Raw genomic sequence first — 18,340 nt, 5'->3', positions numbered from 1 at the left:
CTGGGTGCCGCCGTATGATAATTGCTCACGCGGGGTCGTAGCTCAGTTGGTAGAGCGCGTCGTTCGCAACGACGAGGTCAGGGGTTCGACTCCCCTCGGCTCCACTTAAACAAAAAGCCCCGGACCACTTTGCGGTGGTCCGGGGCTTTTTCATCTCTTTGGGCTATCGGCCACCGGCGGCCGGGGGCAGTGGGGCGATGGCCGGGGTACCCGGCGGCACGGCCGGGAACGGCACAGGGGCCGCTGGAATCGGCGTCGGGCCGTCGGCGACCGCCTTCAGGCGCTCCGCTCGCTCTTCGCTCGTCACGAACAGCACGTTGTTCATCCGCACCGTGCCGAAGCCCGCGACCTCGGCCGTCAGCCGCACCGCCGTTTCCAGGGGCACGTCGGTCAGTTTCAGTTTGATTGCGGCCTTCTTTGCATTCTCCTCGATCCGCGGGTCCAACACGACGTTGGCCCCGCTCTCGTCGGCCAGTGACTTCAACAGGGCCGACAGCGTCGTGGCCTCGCCGTCCAGGTTGACGCGCTGCCGCATTTGCTGCTGGATCACGGTTTCTTCCGGGCCGATGAAGATGGCCCCGCCGACAACGCCATAACTGAGGTTTGCCGGCGAGAGGACGGCCTTCAGCCCGTCGCGAATCTTCCCGTCCCGGACCTTGACCGCAAACGTCGGCGCGTTCGGGTCGATCCCCAGGCCCATCATCGCGGCGGTGTCGTACCGCACCTCGGCCTTGACCTTGTTCTTGAAGAACGCGGCCACCTCCGCGAGCGTCTTCCCCTCGAAGACGACATCGCCCGTCTCGTCGAGCGCCTGCCGCAACTTCGCGCCGGGGGTGGGGGCGGAATCTTTCACCGGGGCCGCCGACAGAGTGCCGGCCAGCAGGCCGAACGCGAGGGCGGGGAGCAGCAGTCGCGACATGGTCAAGTCCCCAACAGGGAAGTCAGTCCGAAATCGAGGGTAAGTTCCGCCATTGCCCAATGAGGGCCGAATGGCTTCGGCCGCATATTCGGCTATGACTGTTGTCCGTCTGCGAAGCCATCGGCCACACGTTCCCACCGATCCGGCTCCGAGTGCAACCATGCATCGAACCGGTCATCCAATGTTGAGAACGGGTATTCGGCCTTTTCCTGCAACCTATCGTAATCGGCCAGAAGTCGTCGGCGGATGCTTTGGTTTCGCGGGTATGGGTTACCAAAGAATCGCATGGCTTCGGCCAGGACATCGTACCACTCGGCTAATCCGATCGCCCGAAATCCAACTAGCGCTTCCGGGGCCAGTACTCCCGTTGAGTTGGAGAAAAACTGGCGTAGCCCGCCGTTGCGGACCTCGGACTGACACCAGTGGGCGGCGAACAGATGTCCGGTCGCGGGCGGTACAAGGCGAAACTGCTGTAGGAATTCGTCGGGCCCGTCGCAAATGCTAATCGCACCCCAGATTGGTTTGACGACCGACCAGTAGCGCTTTCCGGGCCGTTCGCCGTCCGCCATCCCGATGTCCCCGTCGTCAGTTCGTGATGCCCTTCGTGATGCGCATGAACACGTCTTCGAGGTTGATCTCTTCTTCCTTGAACGCCTTCAGTTTGAACCCTTCGGCGATCAGTTGCTCTGGGATGAAACTGCCGTCGGCGTCGGCTTCCTTCATCGTCACCTTGATCGACTCGGCCTCGGGCGTCAGTTCCACGCTCTCGATCGCGGCGTTGCTCTCCAGCTTTTTCGCGGCCAACTCGTTCGAGTCCTTGCCGACGGAGACGATATAGATGTGCTTCTGCCGCACCTGCTTGATCGCGGAGTTCACGTCGTTGTTGAAGATCAGTTTGCCGCGTTCGATGATGCCGATCTTGTTGCAGATGTCCGCAAGTTCCGGCAGGATGTGCGACGACACCATGATCGTCTTGTTCATCTTGCGCAACTCCTTGATGAGTTCGCGCATTTCGATCCGTGCCCGCGGGTCCAAGCCCGAGGCGGGTTCGTCGAGGAGCAAAACTTGGGGTTCGTGCAACAGCACGCGGGCCAACCCGAGGCGCTGCGTCATCCCGCGGCTGAGGCTCGTGACGAGGGCGTCGCGCTTGTAGCCGAGTTCCACGAGGTCGAGCACTTGATCGCACTTCTTACGACGTTCCGGCCCCTTGATGCGGTACGCGGCGGCGAAGAATTCGAGGTACTCGATCACCTTCATGTCGTCGTACACGCCGAAGAAGTCGGGCATGTACCCGATGCTGCGGCGGATGTCCTTCGACCCGGTGTAGATGCTGTACCCGCACACGCTGGCCTCGCCCCAACTCGGGTTGAGGAGCGTGGCCAGGATGCGCATGGTCGTCGTCTTGCCGGCCCCGTTCGGCCCGATGAACCCGAACACGTCGCCCTGTTCGAGCTTCAGCGTCAGCCGGTCGAGGGCGAACAGGTCGCCGTACTTCTTCGTCAGGTCGCGCGTTTCGATCATGGTGGTCTCGAAGAGATTATTGCCGCAGATTCACGCCGAGAACGCAGATCAGGCCGAAAACCGAAGCATGAGTTTATTTCTGATCTGCGTTCATCCGCGTCCATCTGCGGCTAATGGTTATTTCTTGAACGGCTTCACCGGAACGTAGACCCGGACGAAGGTTTCTTGTTGCAGCGTGCCCTGTTGCGGCTCTCGCTTCTTTCCAGAGACGGGCAGGTCGCGGAGCCAGAGTTTCGTCGGCGACGGCGAGGCCGGGTCGGTCATCAGGTCTTCCGCCGGTTGGTCGCGGACGATCGGCACGCGGCCGATCACGAGGATTTCGTCGCGGTGCAGCGTCGAGAGCCGCCACGACTGGTCGAGTCGCCGCAGGGTGGCGTTCCGCGGGGCGGCCGTGTCCTCGTTCCGCTGCGCCTCGTCGTGGAACATCGCCGCGAAGATCGGCGCGAGGCCGGTCGAAACCTTTGTCGCCGTGCCCGACCGTGGGTTGACGTTCGGCTGATTCACGAAGCCGGACAGGCTCGATAGTTTCCGCAGCCAGTCGGGTTCCAGCTTGCTCCGGTCGAGGTAGGCGTTCACCGGCACACCGGAGGTGATCGCGTCCCACTTGTACGCCTCGCCAGCGTAGATCAGGTACACGTCTTGCAGTTCCGGGAACGGCAGGTTCAGCGTGAACGTGCCGACCACGTCGTCCGGCTTGGCGGGCGGGTGATTCAACTCGGACGCCACCAGCGGGGCTTGGCGATCACTCTGGCCGGACCAGTCGGCTGCGAACGCCTTCGTGGACCAGACCTGGATCGGCACGTTCACCAGGCCGTCGGAGAAGGTGCCGGCCGTCGCGTCGCCGGGTTGGGCTAGTTGGTAGAAGTACGACCGCCGGAAGAAGCTGCTCTTGCGGCCCGACCCGGCCCCGGCCCAGTCCACGAGGGAACTGCCCTGACCGCCGGCCGCCCACCGCTCGCTCGGCTCGACACCCACCTTGTACGTGTCGATCCGCGGGCTGAACACCGTGAACCACGTGTGCCCGTAAATGCGGTTCGTCGCCGGGTCGATGTCGAGGAGATCGACCTTGTTCACCTTCATGTCGCTGCCCTTCAGGGCATAGGCCGAGAAGTAGGCGATGGCGCTGACGGTGAGGACGATGATCGGGAACGTGATCCAGGTGAGTTCGAGCCGCTTGAAGACTTTCTTCAGGACGAAGTACTCGACCGGCCCGATCAGGAGCGTGTAGAGGACGATGAAGACTGCCACCCAGCCGAACGAGATGACCGGCACGCTGGCGAAGGAGTCGGTGTGCTGGCGGATGTCGGTCGCGAGTTCGTCCTCGACCACGCCGCCGTAGTTGCCGTAGTTGTTCTTGTTGCCGCTTTGCGTGGCCCGCTCCGAGCCGCACTCGCGGAGGATTTGCTCCCAAACCTGGGCCTTCTCCGGGTGGTCGAGGAACGGCGAGCGATCGAGGTCGAAGCCGACGAGCGTGACGCGGCCGAGGCCGTAAGGGGCCTGCACGACCGCCAGCCGTGCGTTCTCGCGGACGGTGTCCACTGGCGGCACGATCTGCCGGGCACCGCGGCCCGGTTGCGGGGCGAAGTTCGCCACCGAGAACGTCCCGGTCTTCGCGATCAGGGTGCCGTGCTGCTTCGTCTTCGTAGTGTTGTTGGCGGCCAGCACCCACTCCAAGAGCAGGTTCTTCACCTGCTCGTTCGGGGCGTCCTTGCGGACCTGCATCGGCAGGATTTCTTGAAGGAGCGGGAAGCTCGCGACGATGCCGGCGTTCGAGCCGACGCTGACGACGACCCGCCCGCCGCGGCGAATCCATTCCACAAGGGCGTCGAGTCGCGGCTTGTGCTGCGGGTTGGTGAACAGCGGCGTGAGGAAGTTCGGCACGGAGGCCGACCCGGTCGCCAGCACCACGAGGTCGGCCCCGTCGTACCCGTACCAGCGGTCCGGCAGCAGGAACGGATTGTCGATGACCGCCTGTTCCACCTTCGCCGGGCGGTAGTCGTCCTTCGCCTTCGGCTCGGCAGGCACTTCGAAGCCGGGCAACCGCGAGCCGAGCGAGAGGACGACGTAGGTGGATGTGTCCCGCGAGCGGACGTAGCTCAGCCGCTTCGGCTCGGCGACCTGCCGACCGCCCGTCGGGTTCGCCCCGGCCGGCTCGCGCTCGCGGACGGTGACGGTCAACTCGCGGCCGCCGATCCGCACGCACGGCAGGAAGGCGAGTTCCGCGGCCGACAGGATTGTGCCCGGTTCTACGTCGGACAAGTTCTGAAGCGGCACGGCCACCGACGTGCCGAGGTCGTCGGGGTCGGTGGTTTCCAGCACGATGGCGAGGTCCCGTTTCTCCTTGCGCTCGACCTGCAACTCGACGTAAACGGGGGCCCAGGTGTTCGCCTTGCACACGTAAGAGCCGGTTTGATCGTCGTCGCGTTGCGTGGGGTTCGGCCCGTGCGGGAAGCCGATCTTCACCGACTTGATTTTGATCGGGTACGACTGCCCCGCGGCCGAGCCGAGGAGGGTCAGGGCGGCGGCGAGGGCCAGGGCGAATCGCGGCATTCGGTTCTCGATTCTCATGGCTTTTCGGTCATCCCGCAGGCGCACGGCGTTTGCCCGCAGCCGGGGCACCCGCCGCCGTACTTCTGCTGCATCGCGTCTTCCAGGTTCACGCCGGCGATGTTGGCGAGCGTCGCCAGCCACGCCAGGGCGTCGGCGAATTCCAGCGTCCGCTCCTGGTGCGTGCCGCCGCGGAGGGCGGCCGAGAGTTCGCCGACTTCTTCGAGGAACCACATGAAGGTTCCTTCGATGCCGCGGGCGGAATCTTTGTCGCCGTAGAGCAGGCGGATGCGATCTTGGAGCTGGCCGAGCGTCATCGACGCGGTTTCCGGGGGAACGAGGTCCAGCGATTTTAGCACGCCCGACGGGTCACGGCCAATTACGTTCGAAAGGAGAGGTGAGTTCGGTCGCGAGACAAGGCGACTCGCCGTCGGGGCGAGTGTTTTACTGCTCGGTGGGAAGGCTTGAATTTGGTTTTGAGATTCCGGTCAATGGCAGCCGTCATTCGCCTCAACTAACTCGCTCCAGAACCGGATGTGCCGCACCTCATCGCATCGCTGCAACATCATCTCTTCACCACTCCCGATATAGCCGAGGTATTCCGCCAGATTCCGGCCCCGGTAAATGATGTCCGCTTGGTACACGGATAGAACGGGGTTGTCGGCCTCGCAAGGATCGGCGGGCAGAGAGACGTGGCGGAAGATCGGTACGAGCGGCGGTGCGGCCGCGACGTGCTGCCGCATAACTGCGATTGCGTCACCCAGATCGTCCGGCCGCTGGCCCCACGCAGGCCACCAGAATGAATTGTTGCGGATGTCGAATTCAAGACCATCAGCCGGCCACGCGAGCCGTTCCGAGATGAAGGACGAATCAGGGCTCCGCCAGTTCGGCCAGCCGAAGTCAGACGGTAGTGCGGTTTGAAGGAACGACCGGAGGTCCGGTGGAAAGCGGCATCCAACTCTCTGTTCGGCAGCGGTCAGTTCGCCTTCGGACAGCCCAGGCGCGAACTTGACACCACGGCTGGCCAACAGAGCAACTTCGCGGGACCAATCCACCGTGCATTCCCTCGTAAGAACCAATCTACTTCACGGCCAATTACGTTCGAAAGGAGAGGGGAGTTCGGTGGTCGAAAGACGAGATGTGGTGGGCGGAGAGAGTCAGGCACACCCTCTCCCCGTTGGGGAGAGGGTCCGGCGAAGCCGGGGGGTGAGGGAGGGTAAGAGGTTGCTTGTGCGAACGCCTCTTGCCCGGGCAGGCTCTCGACCCCTCACCCGGCCTTCGGCCACCCCCTCCCCAGCGGGGAGAAGGCGTGGCAATCTGTCAATCGTGTACGCGACAGCCCCTTTTACCCTCATCCCGGCCACTCGCCTTATTTCTTCGCCCGCAGTTTCTTGTCCTGGGCGTCGGCTTCGGCCGCCGAAATCAGGCCGTCGTGGTCGGTGTCGAGTTCGTCGAACTTCTCCCGCGGCCCCAGGAACTCGGCCCGCGACACGTCGCCGTCGCCGTTGCGGTCCATTTTGTGGAACCAGAGCGGAGCCACCTGTTTCCGTGCGCCGGGCTTCGCGAACATGTTCGCCGGCAAGCTGTAGTCCTGGCCGGCGAAGGCCGCGAAGCCTAAACGCACCGCCGCCGACGGCTGGAGCGCCGCCTGCGTGACGGCGTCGCCGCCGGTCGGTTCGAGGACGATGAGCCGCTGCCACGCCGTGCGGAGTTCGCGGACGCCGAGTTGGTTGTCGCCGTTGTCGTCGAGCAGTTGGAACAGGCTCGGCCGCCGCGTCGCGAAACTGGCCGAGAGCGCGAGGGCGATCGTCTCCTCTTGCAGTTCGAGATACTGTCGGAATTCCTTCTTGGTGAGTTTGCCGTCGCCGTTGAGGTCAGCCGCGTCGAACACCACGCGGAGGAACTGGAACTGCGGGCCGTTGATGTCGTTTTCCGTCACCACCTGCTTGTCGGTCGGGTAGGCGGAGTTCAGTTGCTCCGTCGTGCGGAGGGCAATCGCACCCGGCGGCGGGGTGGCCGTGCTGATGTCGAGCAACTGGTTGCCGATGCGAAGGACCACGCGGCCGTTCTCGCCCGTCCGCAGTTCGCACCCGGCCGGCAACTTCCCGCCGCGCGGCTTCATCTCGGCGAACCGCTTCGCGTAATCTTGAACCACGTCCACCACGGCCGTGAAGTCCGGCTCGGTCGTCCGCCAGCCATCGAGTTCTGCGGCCGACAGTTTGCCGTCGCCGTTGGCGTCGAGCTTCGCGAACGCCTCTGCCTCCAGGCCGATCTCGGCGCGGGTCAGGGCGAAGTCCTTGTTCGCGTCGTACTTCTTGAGCATCAGTTGCACGACCGTGCCGGGGATCGGCCCGCGGTAGAGTTCCAAATTTGGGTCGCGTTCCGGCTGCTTGGGCGGCGTCGGGGCGGGCTGGACCATGCCGGGGAAGTCCGCCGTCACCTTCGGCACACTGCGAACTTCGTCGGCCGAGAGGGTTTCGTTCTCGTCGGTGTCGAGCGCGAGCAGAATGCTCTCGGCCCCGGCGAGTTCCGCCTTCGACAGTTTGCCGTCGCCGTTGGCGTCGAGCCGTTGGAAGAGTTCCTTCGTGAGTGCTTGATCCACCGAATCGTCGAGCGCCAGCGACCGCAACCGCACAAGGTCGGCCGCCGCCTCGGTGTACCCGGCCGCGAACTCGGCGAACGACACCCGCCCGTCGGCATCGCGGTCCAGGTCTTCGAGCGACTTCCCGTCGTCGCCGGCCCCGTGATAATACGTTCCGCCGAGCAGCCCGCTCAGGCCCTTCGGCGAGAAGATGTTCTCCACCTCGAAGCGATTCAGCGAGCCGTCGTGGTCCCGGTCGAAGGCGTCGAACAGTTTCCGCAGGTGGGCCTGCCAGACTTCGTGCAGCGGCTTCCCGTTGACCTTGAGTGTGACGCGGACGTGGATTGGTCGGGCGTTCGCGAGGTAGACGATTTCGAGCGTGTCAGGGAACGCGGTCTTCGCGTCGTACTGAAACGCCGGCAACACGCGCTGGAGCGATCGCTGAGGTGGGGCGACCGCGCCGAGAACGAAGGCATCGCCGCGCGGCCCCGTCGGCCGCGGCAAGCCGCGGGAAGGGGCGAGCGGCGGTTCGGCGGCGGCGAGCGCCGAGGTGGTGGCGGCGAAGAGTGACAGGAGGAAGCGTTTCACGCGAAGCCCCGGCGAGCGGCCCGGCGTAAGCGGGCCGTGTCTGAAATGAATGCTCTTAAGACACGGCCCGCTTACGCCGGGCCGCTCGCCTTCTAGCTCACCACTTCCGTTACCGGCTGGGCGGACTTGTCCACGATGCGGATCGGCCGGCCGACGTTCGACATGTTTTGCTTCTCGTGGTCGATGCCGAGCGCACCGCAGACCGTCGCGAGCAGGTCGTTCGTGTTCGTCTTGCGGTCCTCGACCGTGGTGCCGTCCTTGCTCGTCTTGCCGATGACTTGGCCGCCCTTGATGCCGCCGCCGGCCAGTACGGTCGCCCAGGCGTTCGGGTAGTGGTCGCGGCCGTTGCCGCCGTTGATCCGCGGCGTGCGGCCGAACTCGCCCATCCACACGATCAGCGTCGAATCAAGCAACCCACGTTCCTTCAAGTCGATCATCAGTTGGCCCCACCCCTTGTCGAGGTGCTCGCTGTTCTTCTTCACGAAGTCGAAGTTGTTGCCGTGGGTGTCCCAGCCGCTCATGGTCACTTCGACGAACGGCACGCCCTTCTCGACCAACCGCCGGGCGAGCAGGCAGCCCTGGCCGAACAGCGACTTGCCGTAGCGGTCGCGGTCGGCGGGCTTCTCCTTCGTCATGTCGAACGCCTCGGCCGCGTTCGAGGTCATCAGCCGGGCGGCGCGATCATACGCTGCGACGTGGCTGTCGCTGATCGCCGTCGGCCGACCGCCGGCGAAGTCCTCCTGCATGTCGCGGAGCAGGGACAGCCGACTGTCACCGTGCTTGGCGTCCACGGACTTCGGCCGTTCGAGGTTCTCGACCTTGAGTTGCTCCCACAACTTGTCGCCGCTCGGCTCGTTGAAGGCGTTCGACGTGCCGACCATGAGGGGGGCGTAGTTCGGCCCGAGGAAGCCGGGCGACGCGGGGTCGTTGAGGAAGAAGATTCTCCGCGACGCGATGCTGACGAAGTTCGGCAGTTCGGCCGTCGAGCTGCCGATCTCCTTCGAAATGAGCGAGCCGATGTTCGGGTAGTTGATCGGCCCCATCGGCAACTGCCCCGTCTTCATCTGGAAGCTGGCCCGCTCGTGGTCGCCTTCCTTCGTGGACATGCCGCGGAGAATGGCCATCTTGTCACCGAACTTCGCCAGTGTCGGCAGGTGTTCGCTGATCTTCATGCCGGGGACGTTGGTCTGAATTTCCTTGAACGGGCCGCCGTTCTCGTGGCCGGGCTTCAGGTCCCACAAGTCGATGGTGCTCGGCCCGCCGTTCATCCACAGCAGGATGCACGACCGCTTCCGCTTCGGGTCGGCGGCCGCTGCGTTCGCAAACGGGGCCAGCCAGCCGGAGGCGCTGACGGCGAGCGACGCACCGGCGGCGCGGAGGAAGTGGCGGCGGTTGAACATGGGAGGAACCTCGTGTGAACTCGTGGACCGCTTAAGCGGTGACGCGGAAGCCTGCGGAGCGCGGGCCGATGACTCAGCGGATGATTTTCACATCCCAAATCAACGGCTGCGGCGGATTAGCAGCCTCGGCTAACAGTTTCAGCCTTACCAGGTCAGCTTCTGAAGCAACCGTCCCTTCAAAACCAACGGCTTGATTCTTTGTGTAATGAATACAGGACCGCACGTTAAGAAACGCCTCTTCGCCGAGGATCGTCTGTACGCGATCTCGATACTCGGCGACTGGTATCAGAACGGTTCTCGCGTACTCTCGATTTAACGCGGCGACTTCTTCACGACATTTCGGACAGAAGCGAATTCGTGCTTTCTTCGGCGAATCCGATGTCGTCATGCATCCGCCGAAACGGAAGGTATTCGCATAGGGGAATCGTTTCACTCCCTCAATTTCTTGAGGAGCGAACATTGGGTACCCATACCGGATCGGAATGACCCCTTCTTGAAGTTCAACATCATGGAGATCGCACCGGGCTTGCGTGCCCCGTTCGTCTGCAATACGCTCGCCGCACCCCGAACCGAGTGTAAGCAGTGTCACGATCATCATGGTTCGACACATGAGATGATGCCTTTTTCCGCGACCCCCTTCGCACAGCCTCGGAGACGCGGCTAAACGGTCGGATCGCGTCAATGATTGAACAAGAACTCCGTGCTGTTCAGCAGCACCCACATGACGTCGCCGATGGCCTTCTTCTTGTCCCCGGAAGGGCCGCCGCGGTCCACGTAGCTGCCGTACTTCTCGCGCTCTTCGTCGGTCGCCTTGCGGTTCATCACGGCCAGGAACAGCGTGTCGATGCGTTCTTCCGTCGCCAGGAACGGCGAGTCCACCACGGCCGCGAGCGTTTCGCTCGTGTCCACGTTCGTCTGCTGTTCCATCTGCTTGCCGTTCATCATGAGCAGGGCTTGCAGGATGGACGTCTGCGTGTCGATCGACTTCGTGCCAGTCGGGTACATCTTCAGGAACTTGCCGCGAAGGGTGCGGTCGCGGAAGTCGTTCTCCCCCTCGTCGATCAGGCTGCCGGCGTTCTTCAAGCCCGTCGCGATCACGAAGCTGTCGAAGATCTGCCCGCCGTTCAGCCCCTTCATCCCCATCTTCGCGAAGCGGCGGGGGTCGCCCTGCGTCGGGTGCGAGAGCTTGCTCGTGAGCTGGTACGCCCGGCTGCCGGTGATGGCCCGGATGAGCGTGTGGTGGTCGAAGCCGCTGACGACGAAGCCGGCCGCGAGTTCGTCGAGCAGTTCCGGGTGGCTCGGCGGGTTGGCGTCGCCGGGTTCGTCGATCGGGTCGATCAGGCCGATGCCGAAGAAGCGGGCCCACATGCGGTTGGTCAGGTTCTTGGCGAAGAACGGGTTGTCCTTGCCGGTCAGCCACGCGGCCAACTCCTCCCGCGGGTTGCGGTCCGGCTGCCAGTCGGGGCGGCTGCCGTTGAGGAACGTGGCGACGAGCGTCGTCTCGGTGTTCGGAATCGTCATCTGGTTCTTGCCGTACTGCGGCGGGAGCGGGCCGACGAAACTCGGCGGCACCGGCGGCAGGGCGGCGTATTCCCCGAAGAACGCGGCCGTCTGCCAGAACTGCTCCTTCGTGTACGTCGCGAACGGGTGGTCGTGGCACTGAGCGCATTCGAGCTTAATGCCCAGGAACTGCCGGGTGGCGGCGGCCGAAAGGTTCTCCGGTCGGCCCTCGAACGCCTGGTAGAAAGCCACCAACGGCGACAGCTCCGGGTTATTGCGGTCCCGACCGAAGCCGCCGCGAGCCTGTTCGGGGGACACCGGGGCCGTTAGCACCTGCCGGACCATCTCATCCGCAGCCGCGTTCTTGCGGAACTGCGCCTGCAACCAGCCCTCGAACTGCGTGCCGTTGAAGAAGAACCGCACGTCGGTGCTGGTCTGCGGAAGCCACGCCTGCCGGGTGGTGTACGCGAAGTGTCGGGAGTACGCCGGCATCGTCAGCAGGCGGTCGACGAGCTTCGCCCGCTTGTCGGCGGCCGGGTCCGCGAGGAACTCCGTCACTTCGGCCACGCGGGGAATGCGGCCGATCACGTCCAACGACGCCCGCCGCAGGAACTCGGCGTCGTCGGCGACGGCGGCCGGCTTGATGCCGCGGGCGGTCCAGTCGGCTTCCAGGTGCCGGTCGATGGCGGCCGACAACTTCTTCGCGAGCGCGGCCTTCGCCGGGTCGGCCGCGAAGCCGACCGCGGGCGCGAGGAGGACCAGACTGAGAACCAAGAACCGCGACATGGGGAACCTCACGGAGTCCGTCAGCGTCGTCCGAGAACAGACGGGAAGCCGGCATCATTCTAACGCACGTTCGGCGACAGCGGTAGCAACTCTCGGCTGCCCGAACGGCCTCCCAATCCGATTCCCTCGCCCCCGGCTCTGCGGGGGAGAGGGTTAGGGTGAGGGGGAATCGCCTTCTCTGTCAGGCGGCGGTCGCACGGCAACCTCGACCCCCTCACCCCGACCCTCTCCCCCTCAAAGCCGGGGGAGAGGGAGCAGGATTGGTGCTGCCCGAATGACGCCCCGGCCGGCGGGCCATTTCAAAGAATTCCCGCCCCTGCGATCCGTCGATGTGATACAACTGTTCCCATGTCCCCGAACCCCCATCCGGAACCGCCATGACGCAACCCCGATTTGCGCTCGTACCTCTCCTCCTACTGCTCACCTCTCTCCCCACAGTCGCTCAAAACTCTCCCAGCCTTCGCCCGGCCGCTTACGCGATCAAAGACGCGAAGGTTGTTCTCGAACCCGGTAAGGTTCTCCCGAAGGCCACGATTATCGTGCGCGACGGCTTGGTTGTCGCCGTCGGGCCGGACGTGACCGTGCCGGCCGACGCCCTCGTCACGGACGGCAAAGGTCTGACCGTGTACCCCGGCTTCGTCGACGCCGGCAGTCCTCGCGGCTATGACGCCACCCTGCGCCGCTCGCAGGGCGGACCGCCGGCCGTGGAAGACATCGCCGCCGATCCGCTCATCGCCACGAAGCCCGACAACCGCAAGGGGTTGACGCCCGAGTTCGCGGTCGCCACGGCCCTGAAGTTCGATGAAGAATCGGTCGCCCCGTGGCGGCGGCTCGGCTTCACCGCGCACCTTGTGACGCCGGACGGCGGCTACCTCTCCGGCAGCAGCGCCCTCGTCAGCCTCAGCGGGGCCGTACCGCGGGACGCGATGCTCCGCGGCCCCGTCGCCCTGCACGGCGGGTTCAGCCGCGTCGTCGGCGAAGGCTACCCGACCGCCCTCATGGGCATCATCGCTCACTGCCGACAGACGTTCCTCGACGCCGGGTGGTTGAAGCGACAGTGGACGGCCTACGAAGCACGCGGCCGGACTGGCAAGCGGCCGTCCGCCGACCCCGGCCTGGAAGCCCTCTGGCCGGCCCTGGAGGGCAAGTTGCCCGTCGCCTTCGAAGCCGACACGGTTGATCAGATTCACCGTGCCCTCGACTTCGCGGCCGAGTTCAAGCTGAAGCCGATCATCGTCGGCGGCAAGCAGGCGTGGAAGGTCGCCGACCGGCTGAAGGCTGAGGGCGTGCCGGTGCTGTTGCAAATCAACTTCGCCACGCCGCCGGACCGCGAAACCGACCTGCCGGTCCGCGTGCGGGAAGAACAACAGCGGTTGCGGAACCTGGACCTGGCGTGTGCGGCGACTCTGCACAAGGCGGGCGTGAAGTTCGCCTTCGTGTCGCAGGGCACGGCGGTGGACCGCTTCCGCGAAGACGTTCGCAAGGCCATCGCCGCCGGCCTTCCGGTCGATGCGGCACTCGCCGCTCTGACGACCGACGCCGCGGAAATCCTGGGCGCGTCCTCGCAGGTCGGGAAGATCGAGAAGGGCCGTTCGGCTCACCTGTTGGTGTCCGAGGGCGAGTTCCAAACTTCGGAAGCGAAGTACCGCTTCGCGTTCGCGGATGGCATCCGCTTCGATCTCGACGAGCGGGCCGCGAACCAAACCGCCGCCGCGGCCCCGAGCGGTGGGGCCGGACCGGGCGGTCGTGGGACCGGTGGCGGTGCCCGCCGGCCGCGGGGCAACAACGACCCCGAAACGACCCCGATGACCAACCCGATGACGCCCCCCGCGACCACACCCCCGGCAGCGCCCGCGGCCCAAATGCGGCCCACCGGTAGTGCGGGCGGGCGGCCTGGTGGCGGCGCGCAGCAGACCATCATCGGCCGCGGCACGCGGCCGTTCAACGGCGACCCGTTCCGGGCCGTGATCCCGCAACTCGACGCGATGGAAGGGGCGGTGACGGAGATCGAAGCCGACCGCAAGCCGCGCGTCCAGACCGGCGGCGACGTGCTGATCCGCGGCGCGACCGTTCTGACCATGACGACCGGCAAGGTTCTGCCAAAGACCGACATTCTGGTGGCGGGCGGGAAGGTGAAGGCCATCGGTGCGAACTTGACCGCCGACAAGGGCGTGACGGTGCTGGAAGCCGAGGGGATGTTCGTGATGCCGGGCATCATCGACACGCACTCGCACTTCGCCATCAGCGGCGGCGTCAACGAGGCGTCGCTGTCCGTCGTTCCCGAAGTTCGCGTCAAGGACGTGATCGACTCCGAGGACGTGCAAATTTACCGCGCCCTCGGCGGCGGCGTGACGATGGCCCGCCTGCTGCACGGCAGCGCCGACGTGATCGGCGGACAAGACGCCGTCGTGAAGATGAAGTTCGGCCGCCCGGCGAAGGAGATGCTCGTCACCGAGAACCCCCGCGGCGTGAAGTTCGCCCTCGGCGAGAACGTCAAACGGACCGACGGCCGGTTCCCGAACAGCCGCCCCGGTGTCGAGGCCGTTCTCGTCCGGGCGTTCACCGAGGCTGTGGCCTACCGCAAGCGGTGGGACGACTACCGGGCGAGCAAGGACAAGCCCGACCCGCTGCCCGAACCCCGCCGCGACCTACGGCTCGAAGCCCTGTCGGACGTGATTTCGGGCGAGCTTCGCATCCACTCGCACTGCTATCGCTCGGACGAAATCGCCATGCTCCTCCGCGTGGCCGACAAGTTCGGCGTGAAGGTGCGGTCGCTGCAACACGTCCTCGAAGGGTACAAGGTCGCCCCGGAAATCGCCGCCCACGGCGCGAGCGTGAGCATCTTCAGCGACTGGTGGGCGTACAAGATCGAGGCGTTCGACGCCATCCCCTACGCCGGCCGACTGCTCCGCGACGCGGGCGTGATGGTGTGCCTGAAGTCCGACGACAACGAACTGATGCGGCACTTGAACCAGGAGGCCGCGAAGCTCGTGAAGTACTGCCAGTTCTCACCGGAAGAGGCGTTGCAGACGATCACACTGAACCCCGCGAAGCAACTCGGCCTCGACGCCCGCATGGGCACGATCGAGGTCGGCAAGGACGCGGACTTCGCCATCTTCGACGGCCACCCGCTGAACACCTACGCCCGCTGCGAGGCCACGGTGATCGAGGGCGAGGTCTTCTTCCAACGCGGCGACACGTTCGTGCCGAACCCGGTGGCGAAGGCCGAGCCGGAGCAGCCCGCGAAGCCGTTCGCGGCCATCCCGGAAATCCCGAAGGGCACTTACGTCCTGAAGAACGCGACGATTCACCAACCGGGTAAGCCCGCGTTTGTGGGCTCGGTGGTGGTGGCCGGTCACGACATCAAGCAGGTGGTGAAGGGCGACGAGAAGCCCGACGCCCCGGCCGACGCGAAGACCGTGGACGGCACCGGCCTGCACGTTTACCCCGGCATGATCGACGCCGGCACGGTGCTGGGCCTCGTCGAGATCGACTCCGCGAAGGAGACGGCCGACTTCCGCGACGGCGGCGACTTCCAGCCCGACCTTCGCGCGATCGCGGCCGTCAACCCGGACTCGGAACTCCTCCCCGTCACGCGGGCCAACGGCGTGACGACGGTGGTGACGCGGCCGACCGGCTCGCTGGTGCCGGGGCAGGGGGCTTTGATTAACCTCGCCGGGTGGACGCCGGCGGAAATGGCCGTGGTGGACGCGCTCTCGCTGCACGTCGAGTACCCCGGCCAGCAGGGCGGCCGCGGTGGGTTCAACTCGAACAACTGGCCGGGCGGCGGTGACGCCGAAGCTGCGGCCCTGCGGACCCGCAGTACCGAGAAACTCAATCGACTGAAGGAATTGTTCGAGACGGCCCGTCGGTACGACGCGGCGAAGAAGGAAGGGCTGACGCTGCCGATCAACCCGCGGTTCGACTCGCTGTTACCCTACGTCCGCGGCGAGAAGCCGGTGACGATCGCGGCCGACCGCAAGACCGACATCCTCGCCGCCCTCAAGTTGGCTGAGGAGTTGAAGGTGAAGCCGATCCTCAGCGGCGGCAGTGAGGCGTGGAAAGTGGCGGCCGAGTTGAAGAAGAAGAACGTCCCGGTCATCATCGGCCCGGTCATGAGCCTGCCCCGCGAGACCGGCGAGCGGTACGACGCGAGCTACGCTTCTGCCGCCAAACTACACGCCGCCGGGGTGAAGTTCTGCATCCGCTCGGCGGGGTCGAACAACACCCGCAACCTTCCCTACGAAGCCGCGATGGCCGTCGCCTACGGCCTGCCCGCCGAGGAGGGCTTGAAAGCGGTGACGCTCTACCCGGCCGAAATCCTCGGCGTGGCCGACAAGTTCGGCACCGTCGAGGCCGGCAAGAAGGCGAACCTCGTCATCTCGAACGGCGACATCCTGCAAGCCTCGACGCAGGTTCTGGCGATCTTCGTCGACGGCCGCCCCTACGAGCCGACGAACAAGCAGACGAAGCTGTACGACAAGTACCGCAAGCGGCTGAACGAAGTGCAAGCCACCCAAGCCCCGACGGGCGACGGGAAGCCGTGAGTTCGATAGGAGTGTGATCCGATGGGGACAGTCATCGCATCCGCCACCGGGGACGATGATCGTCCCCGTTTTGTTGACGTGCCTGCGGCGGCGGACACGCCGGAGAAAGTCGTCCGCTTCCTGACAGGTCGGCTGGTCGAAGGCGGTCAACTCCCGGCCGCCGAGTCGGAACAAGTCGTCGAAAGGGTGATGCGGCGGGAATCGCTCGGCTCGACCGGCATCGGCCGCGGGATGGCGGTTCCACACGCGACGTGTAACCGAATCGAACGAGTGGCGTGCGTCGTCGGTCGGCTTCCGCAGCCGGTCGCGTGGTCGGCCATCGACGGCGAGGCAGTGCGAATGGCCGCCCTGGTCGTCTCACCAGATGCGGAAGGGCGTGTGCCATTGCGGTCTTTGGAATGGATCGTCCACCGGTTGCACGCCGGGACAGCCTAACCGACACCTTACCTATTTTGGCATTCGGGCCTGAAGGGCACGTTCTCTCAGCCCAGGTCGGAGCGAAACGGAGGCCTGGGCCCAACCACCACGCCGTGCAACCGCCCTGAAAGGGGGACTCACGAATGAACGGCACCTTCAGGGCCGGAGCGTTGGTATCGCCGAACCCAGGCCTTCGGCCTAAGTCCGTCGCATTTCCCTCGCATCGATCTCGGATTGGTTTCGCGTAGCCGACCCTGGTTTTCAAATCGTATCGAAGTTCACCACAGGGCGTTGGTATTGTACGGGGATGGCCGTGGTATGTGCCACGCGGTTAGCAAAACATTGGCACCTTGCGGAGGGAGGGATCCTTAGCGAGGCAACAGGGAGGCCGTCCTCGCCCGCCACGGGGTCGCTGCGTCCCGATCGACCCTATGCGACTGGGTCTGCGGCCGCCCTCGGCCCGATGTACCGGGCGATGGTCGGACGGGTGAAAGCGTCGGACGCGATCCACGCCGACGAAACGCCGGTCACGCTCTTGCAGCCCCGGCGGACAGCGTACGCCTGTCCGACCTGCTACCCGATCGCTGGAAACCGCCGTAGTCCGACCAGGGCTGATCCCGCACACCCTCCGACAGACCAGCTCGCCGGACGCTTTCGCCACTCCTTCCAAATAGGCATGCGTCTGCGTCAGTTGCCGAGTTGAGCGACCAACCGCTCTCCGCTTCCGGGAAGTTGGATGATTCTCCGAGTGGCCCGGTTCCGCCACTCGCTGGGGTCTACCGAGTTTCATGTCGGCGGCAGTGCCCAGTTGCTCGCAATTACTCCTTGCCCAAGATCAGGTCAACGACCCAACACCCACGCACATGCGGACCTTCGCCCCGGCAGTGGTTCAAGATGTCCTCATTCTCGCAACCAGCATCTTGAAGGGCATCAGCCAAGATCGGCATCCCAGAGAAGTCACGGGACTGATACATCTCGTTGGCGAAAGCTACGGCAGTCGAGGTTCTCCAAGTTGGATCGAAGGCCACTGGGTGGAAAGGGTTGCCAAAGATGTCTCGGAGAAGTTTCACTTTTTCTGCGAATTCTGATTCATCACGCCGAACGGCGATTCCAATGCCGAAATTATTTTGGGTAGAGAGAACAAAGTCATGCGATTTATCTCGCGATGTGTTCTGAGCAATAAAGCCAAGATCAATGGGTGAAGTGGCCAGATGTTTGGCTGCATGGACTGCATCCGCCACACGAGCCGATAGTTGTGTGGCAGACTCCCTGACGAATTGTGGCTCAATGCAAGCAAATTCAGACGAGTCGGCCACCGACCGAAGTTCTGTCTCGCGCACCTCTCCATCTGCGTAGGCTTCGGCGACTTCGACAATCCTTCGGCTCGCTTCCAGTTGAAGCAAGTCCCATACTCGACGACAACACGCACACCCAAACAAGAGAAGGCGACGGTGACTAACCGCTTGCCCTTCAAGAAAACGTATCATGTTGTAAAGGTGGGGAGATCCCATCCATTTTTTTTCAGTCACGTGCC

13 protein-coding genes and 1 tRNA gene are annotated in these 18,340 nt (G+C 64.7%); 3 read left to right on the top strand and 11 right to left on the bottom strand.

Going from position 1 to position 18,340, the window contains the following annotated elements:
* The first annotated feature begins 31 nt into the window (after window positions 1-31).
* Window positions 32-104: transfer RNA gene (locus PX52LOC_RS08765), tRNA-Ala, on the top strand.
* 59 nt (window positions 105-163) lie between these two features.
* On the opposite strand, the gene PX52LOC_RS08760 is transcribed toward PX52LOC_RS08765, so the two are convergent.
* The 10 genes from PX52LOC_RS08760 to PX52LOC_RS08715 form a co-directional block, all read right to left on the bottom strand.
* On the bottom strand, window positions 164-919 hold the full coding sequence (locus tag PX52LOC_RS08760) for a hypothetical protein (RefSeq protein WP_149109737.1): 756 nt from the start codon (window positions 917-919) through the stop codon (window positions 164-166).
* 92 nt (window positions 920-1,011) lie between these two features.
* The gene (locus PX52LOC_RS08755) at window positions 1,012-1,488 is read right to left on the bottom strand and encodes a DMP19 family protein (RefSeq protein WP_149109736.1); all 477 of its coding nucleotides are present in this window, start codon (window positions 1,486-1,488) and stop codon (window positions 1,012-1,014) included.
* Between the two features lie 16 nt (window positions 1,489-1,504).
* Window positions 1,505-2,440, bottom strand: coding sequence for an ABC transporter ATP-binding protein (locus tag PX52LOC_RS08750; protein WP_149109735.1), 936 nt, complete (start codon window positions 2,438-2,440; stop codon window positions 1,505-1,507).
* A gap of 117 nt (window positions 2,441-2,557) precedes the next feature.
* On the bottom strand, window positions 2,558-4,990 hold the full coding sequence (locus PX52LOC_RS08745) for a hypothetical protein (RefSeq protein WP_149109734.1): 2,433 nt from the start codon (window positions 4,988-4,990) through the stop codon (window positions 2,558-2,560).
* Window positions 4,991-5,004: 14 nt separating this feature from the next.
* A complete protein-coding gene (locus PX52LOC_RS08740; RefSeq protein WP_149115448.1) occupies window positions 5,005-5,304 on the bottom strand; it encodes a MazG nucleotide pyrophosphohydrolase domain-containing protein in 300 nt (99 codons plus the stop codon).
* A 171-nt stretch (window positions 5,305-5,475) separates the two neighbouring features.
* Entirely contained in the window at window positions 5,476-6,042 is a 567-nt protein-coding gene (locus PX52LOC_RS08735; RefSeq protein ID WP_149109733.1) for an SMI1/KNR4 family protein, read from the bottom strand.
* A 314-nt stretch (window positions 6,043-6,356) separates the two neighbouring features.
* Window positions 6,357-8,156, bottom strand: coding sequence for an EF-hand domain-containing protein (locus PX52LOC_RS08730; protein WP_168218872.1), 1,800 nt, complete (start codon window positions 8,154-8,156; stop codon window positions 6,357-6,359).
* A gap of 92 nt (window positions 8,157-8,248) precedes the next feature.
* Window positions 8,249-9,556 (bottom strand): DUF1501 domain-containing protein, encoded by a 1,308-nt coding sequence (locus PX52LOC_RS08725; RefSeq protein WP_149109731.1) that lies wholly within the window; start codon window positions 9,554-9,556, stop codon window positions 8,249-8,251.
* 73 nt (window positions 9,557-9,629) lie between these two features.
* Window positions 9,630-10,154, bottom strand: coding sequence for a hypothetical protein (locus PX52LOC_RS08720; protein WP_149109730.1), 525 nt, complete (start codon window positions 10,152-10,154; stop codon window positions 9,630-9,632).
* A gap of 80 nt (window positions 10,155-10,234) precedes the next feature.
* The gene (locus PX52LOC_RS08715; RefSeq protein WP_149109729.1) at window positions 10,235-11,842 is read right to left on the bottom strand and encodes a DUF1549 and DUF1553 domain-containing protein; all 1,608 of its coding nucleotides are present in this window, start codon (window positions 11,840-11,842) and stop codon (window positions 10,235-10,237) included.
* Window positions 11,843-12,219: 377 nt separating this feature from the next.
* On the opposite strand from PX52LOC_RS08715, the gene PX52LOC_RS08710 reads away from it, so the two are divergent.
* Window positions 12,220-16,389, top strand: a complete 4,170-nt coding sequence (locus PX52LOC_RS08710; RefSeq protein ID WP_149109728.1) for an amidohydrolase family protein — start codon at window positions 12,220-12,222, stop codon at window positions 16,387-16,389.
* A gap of 21 nt (window positions 16,390-16,410) precedes the next feature.
* A complete protein-coding gene (locus tag PX52LOC_RS08705) occupies window positions 16,411-16,824 on the top strand; it encodes a PTS sugar transporter subunit IIA (RefSeq protein WP_149109727.1) in 414 nt (137 codons plus the stop codon).
* 800 nt (window positions 16,825-17,624) lie between these two features.
* Here PX52LOC_RS08705 and PX52LOC_RS42375 read toward each other — a convergent pair.
* Window positions 17,625-18,209 carry a hypothetical protein gene (locus PX52LOC_RS42375; protein ID WP_246173677.1) on the bottom strand — a complete coding sequence of 195 codons (585 nt, stop codon included), beginning with the start codon at window positions 18,207-18,209 and terminating at the stop codon, window positions 17,625-17,627.
* Window positions 18,210-18,340: the final 131 nt, after the last annotated feature.

The sequence above is a fragment of the Limnoglobus roseus genome, from assembly GCF_008254045.1.
Lineage (GTDB): Bacteria > Planctomycetota > Planctomycetia > Gemmatales > Gemmataceae > Limnoglobus > Limnoglobus roseus.
Note: the sequence above shows the minus strand (reverse complement) of the source record. Positions and strands in the feature narration are given on the sequence as shown.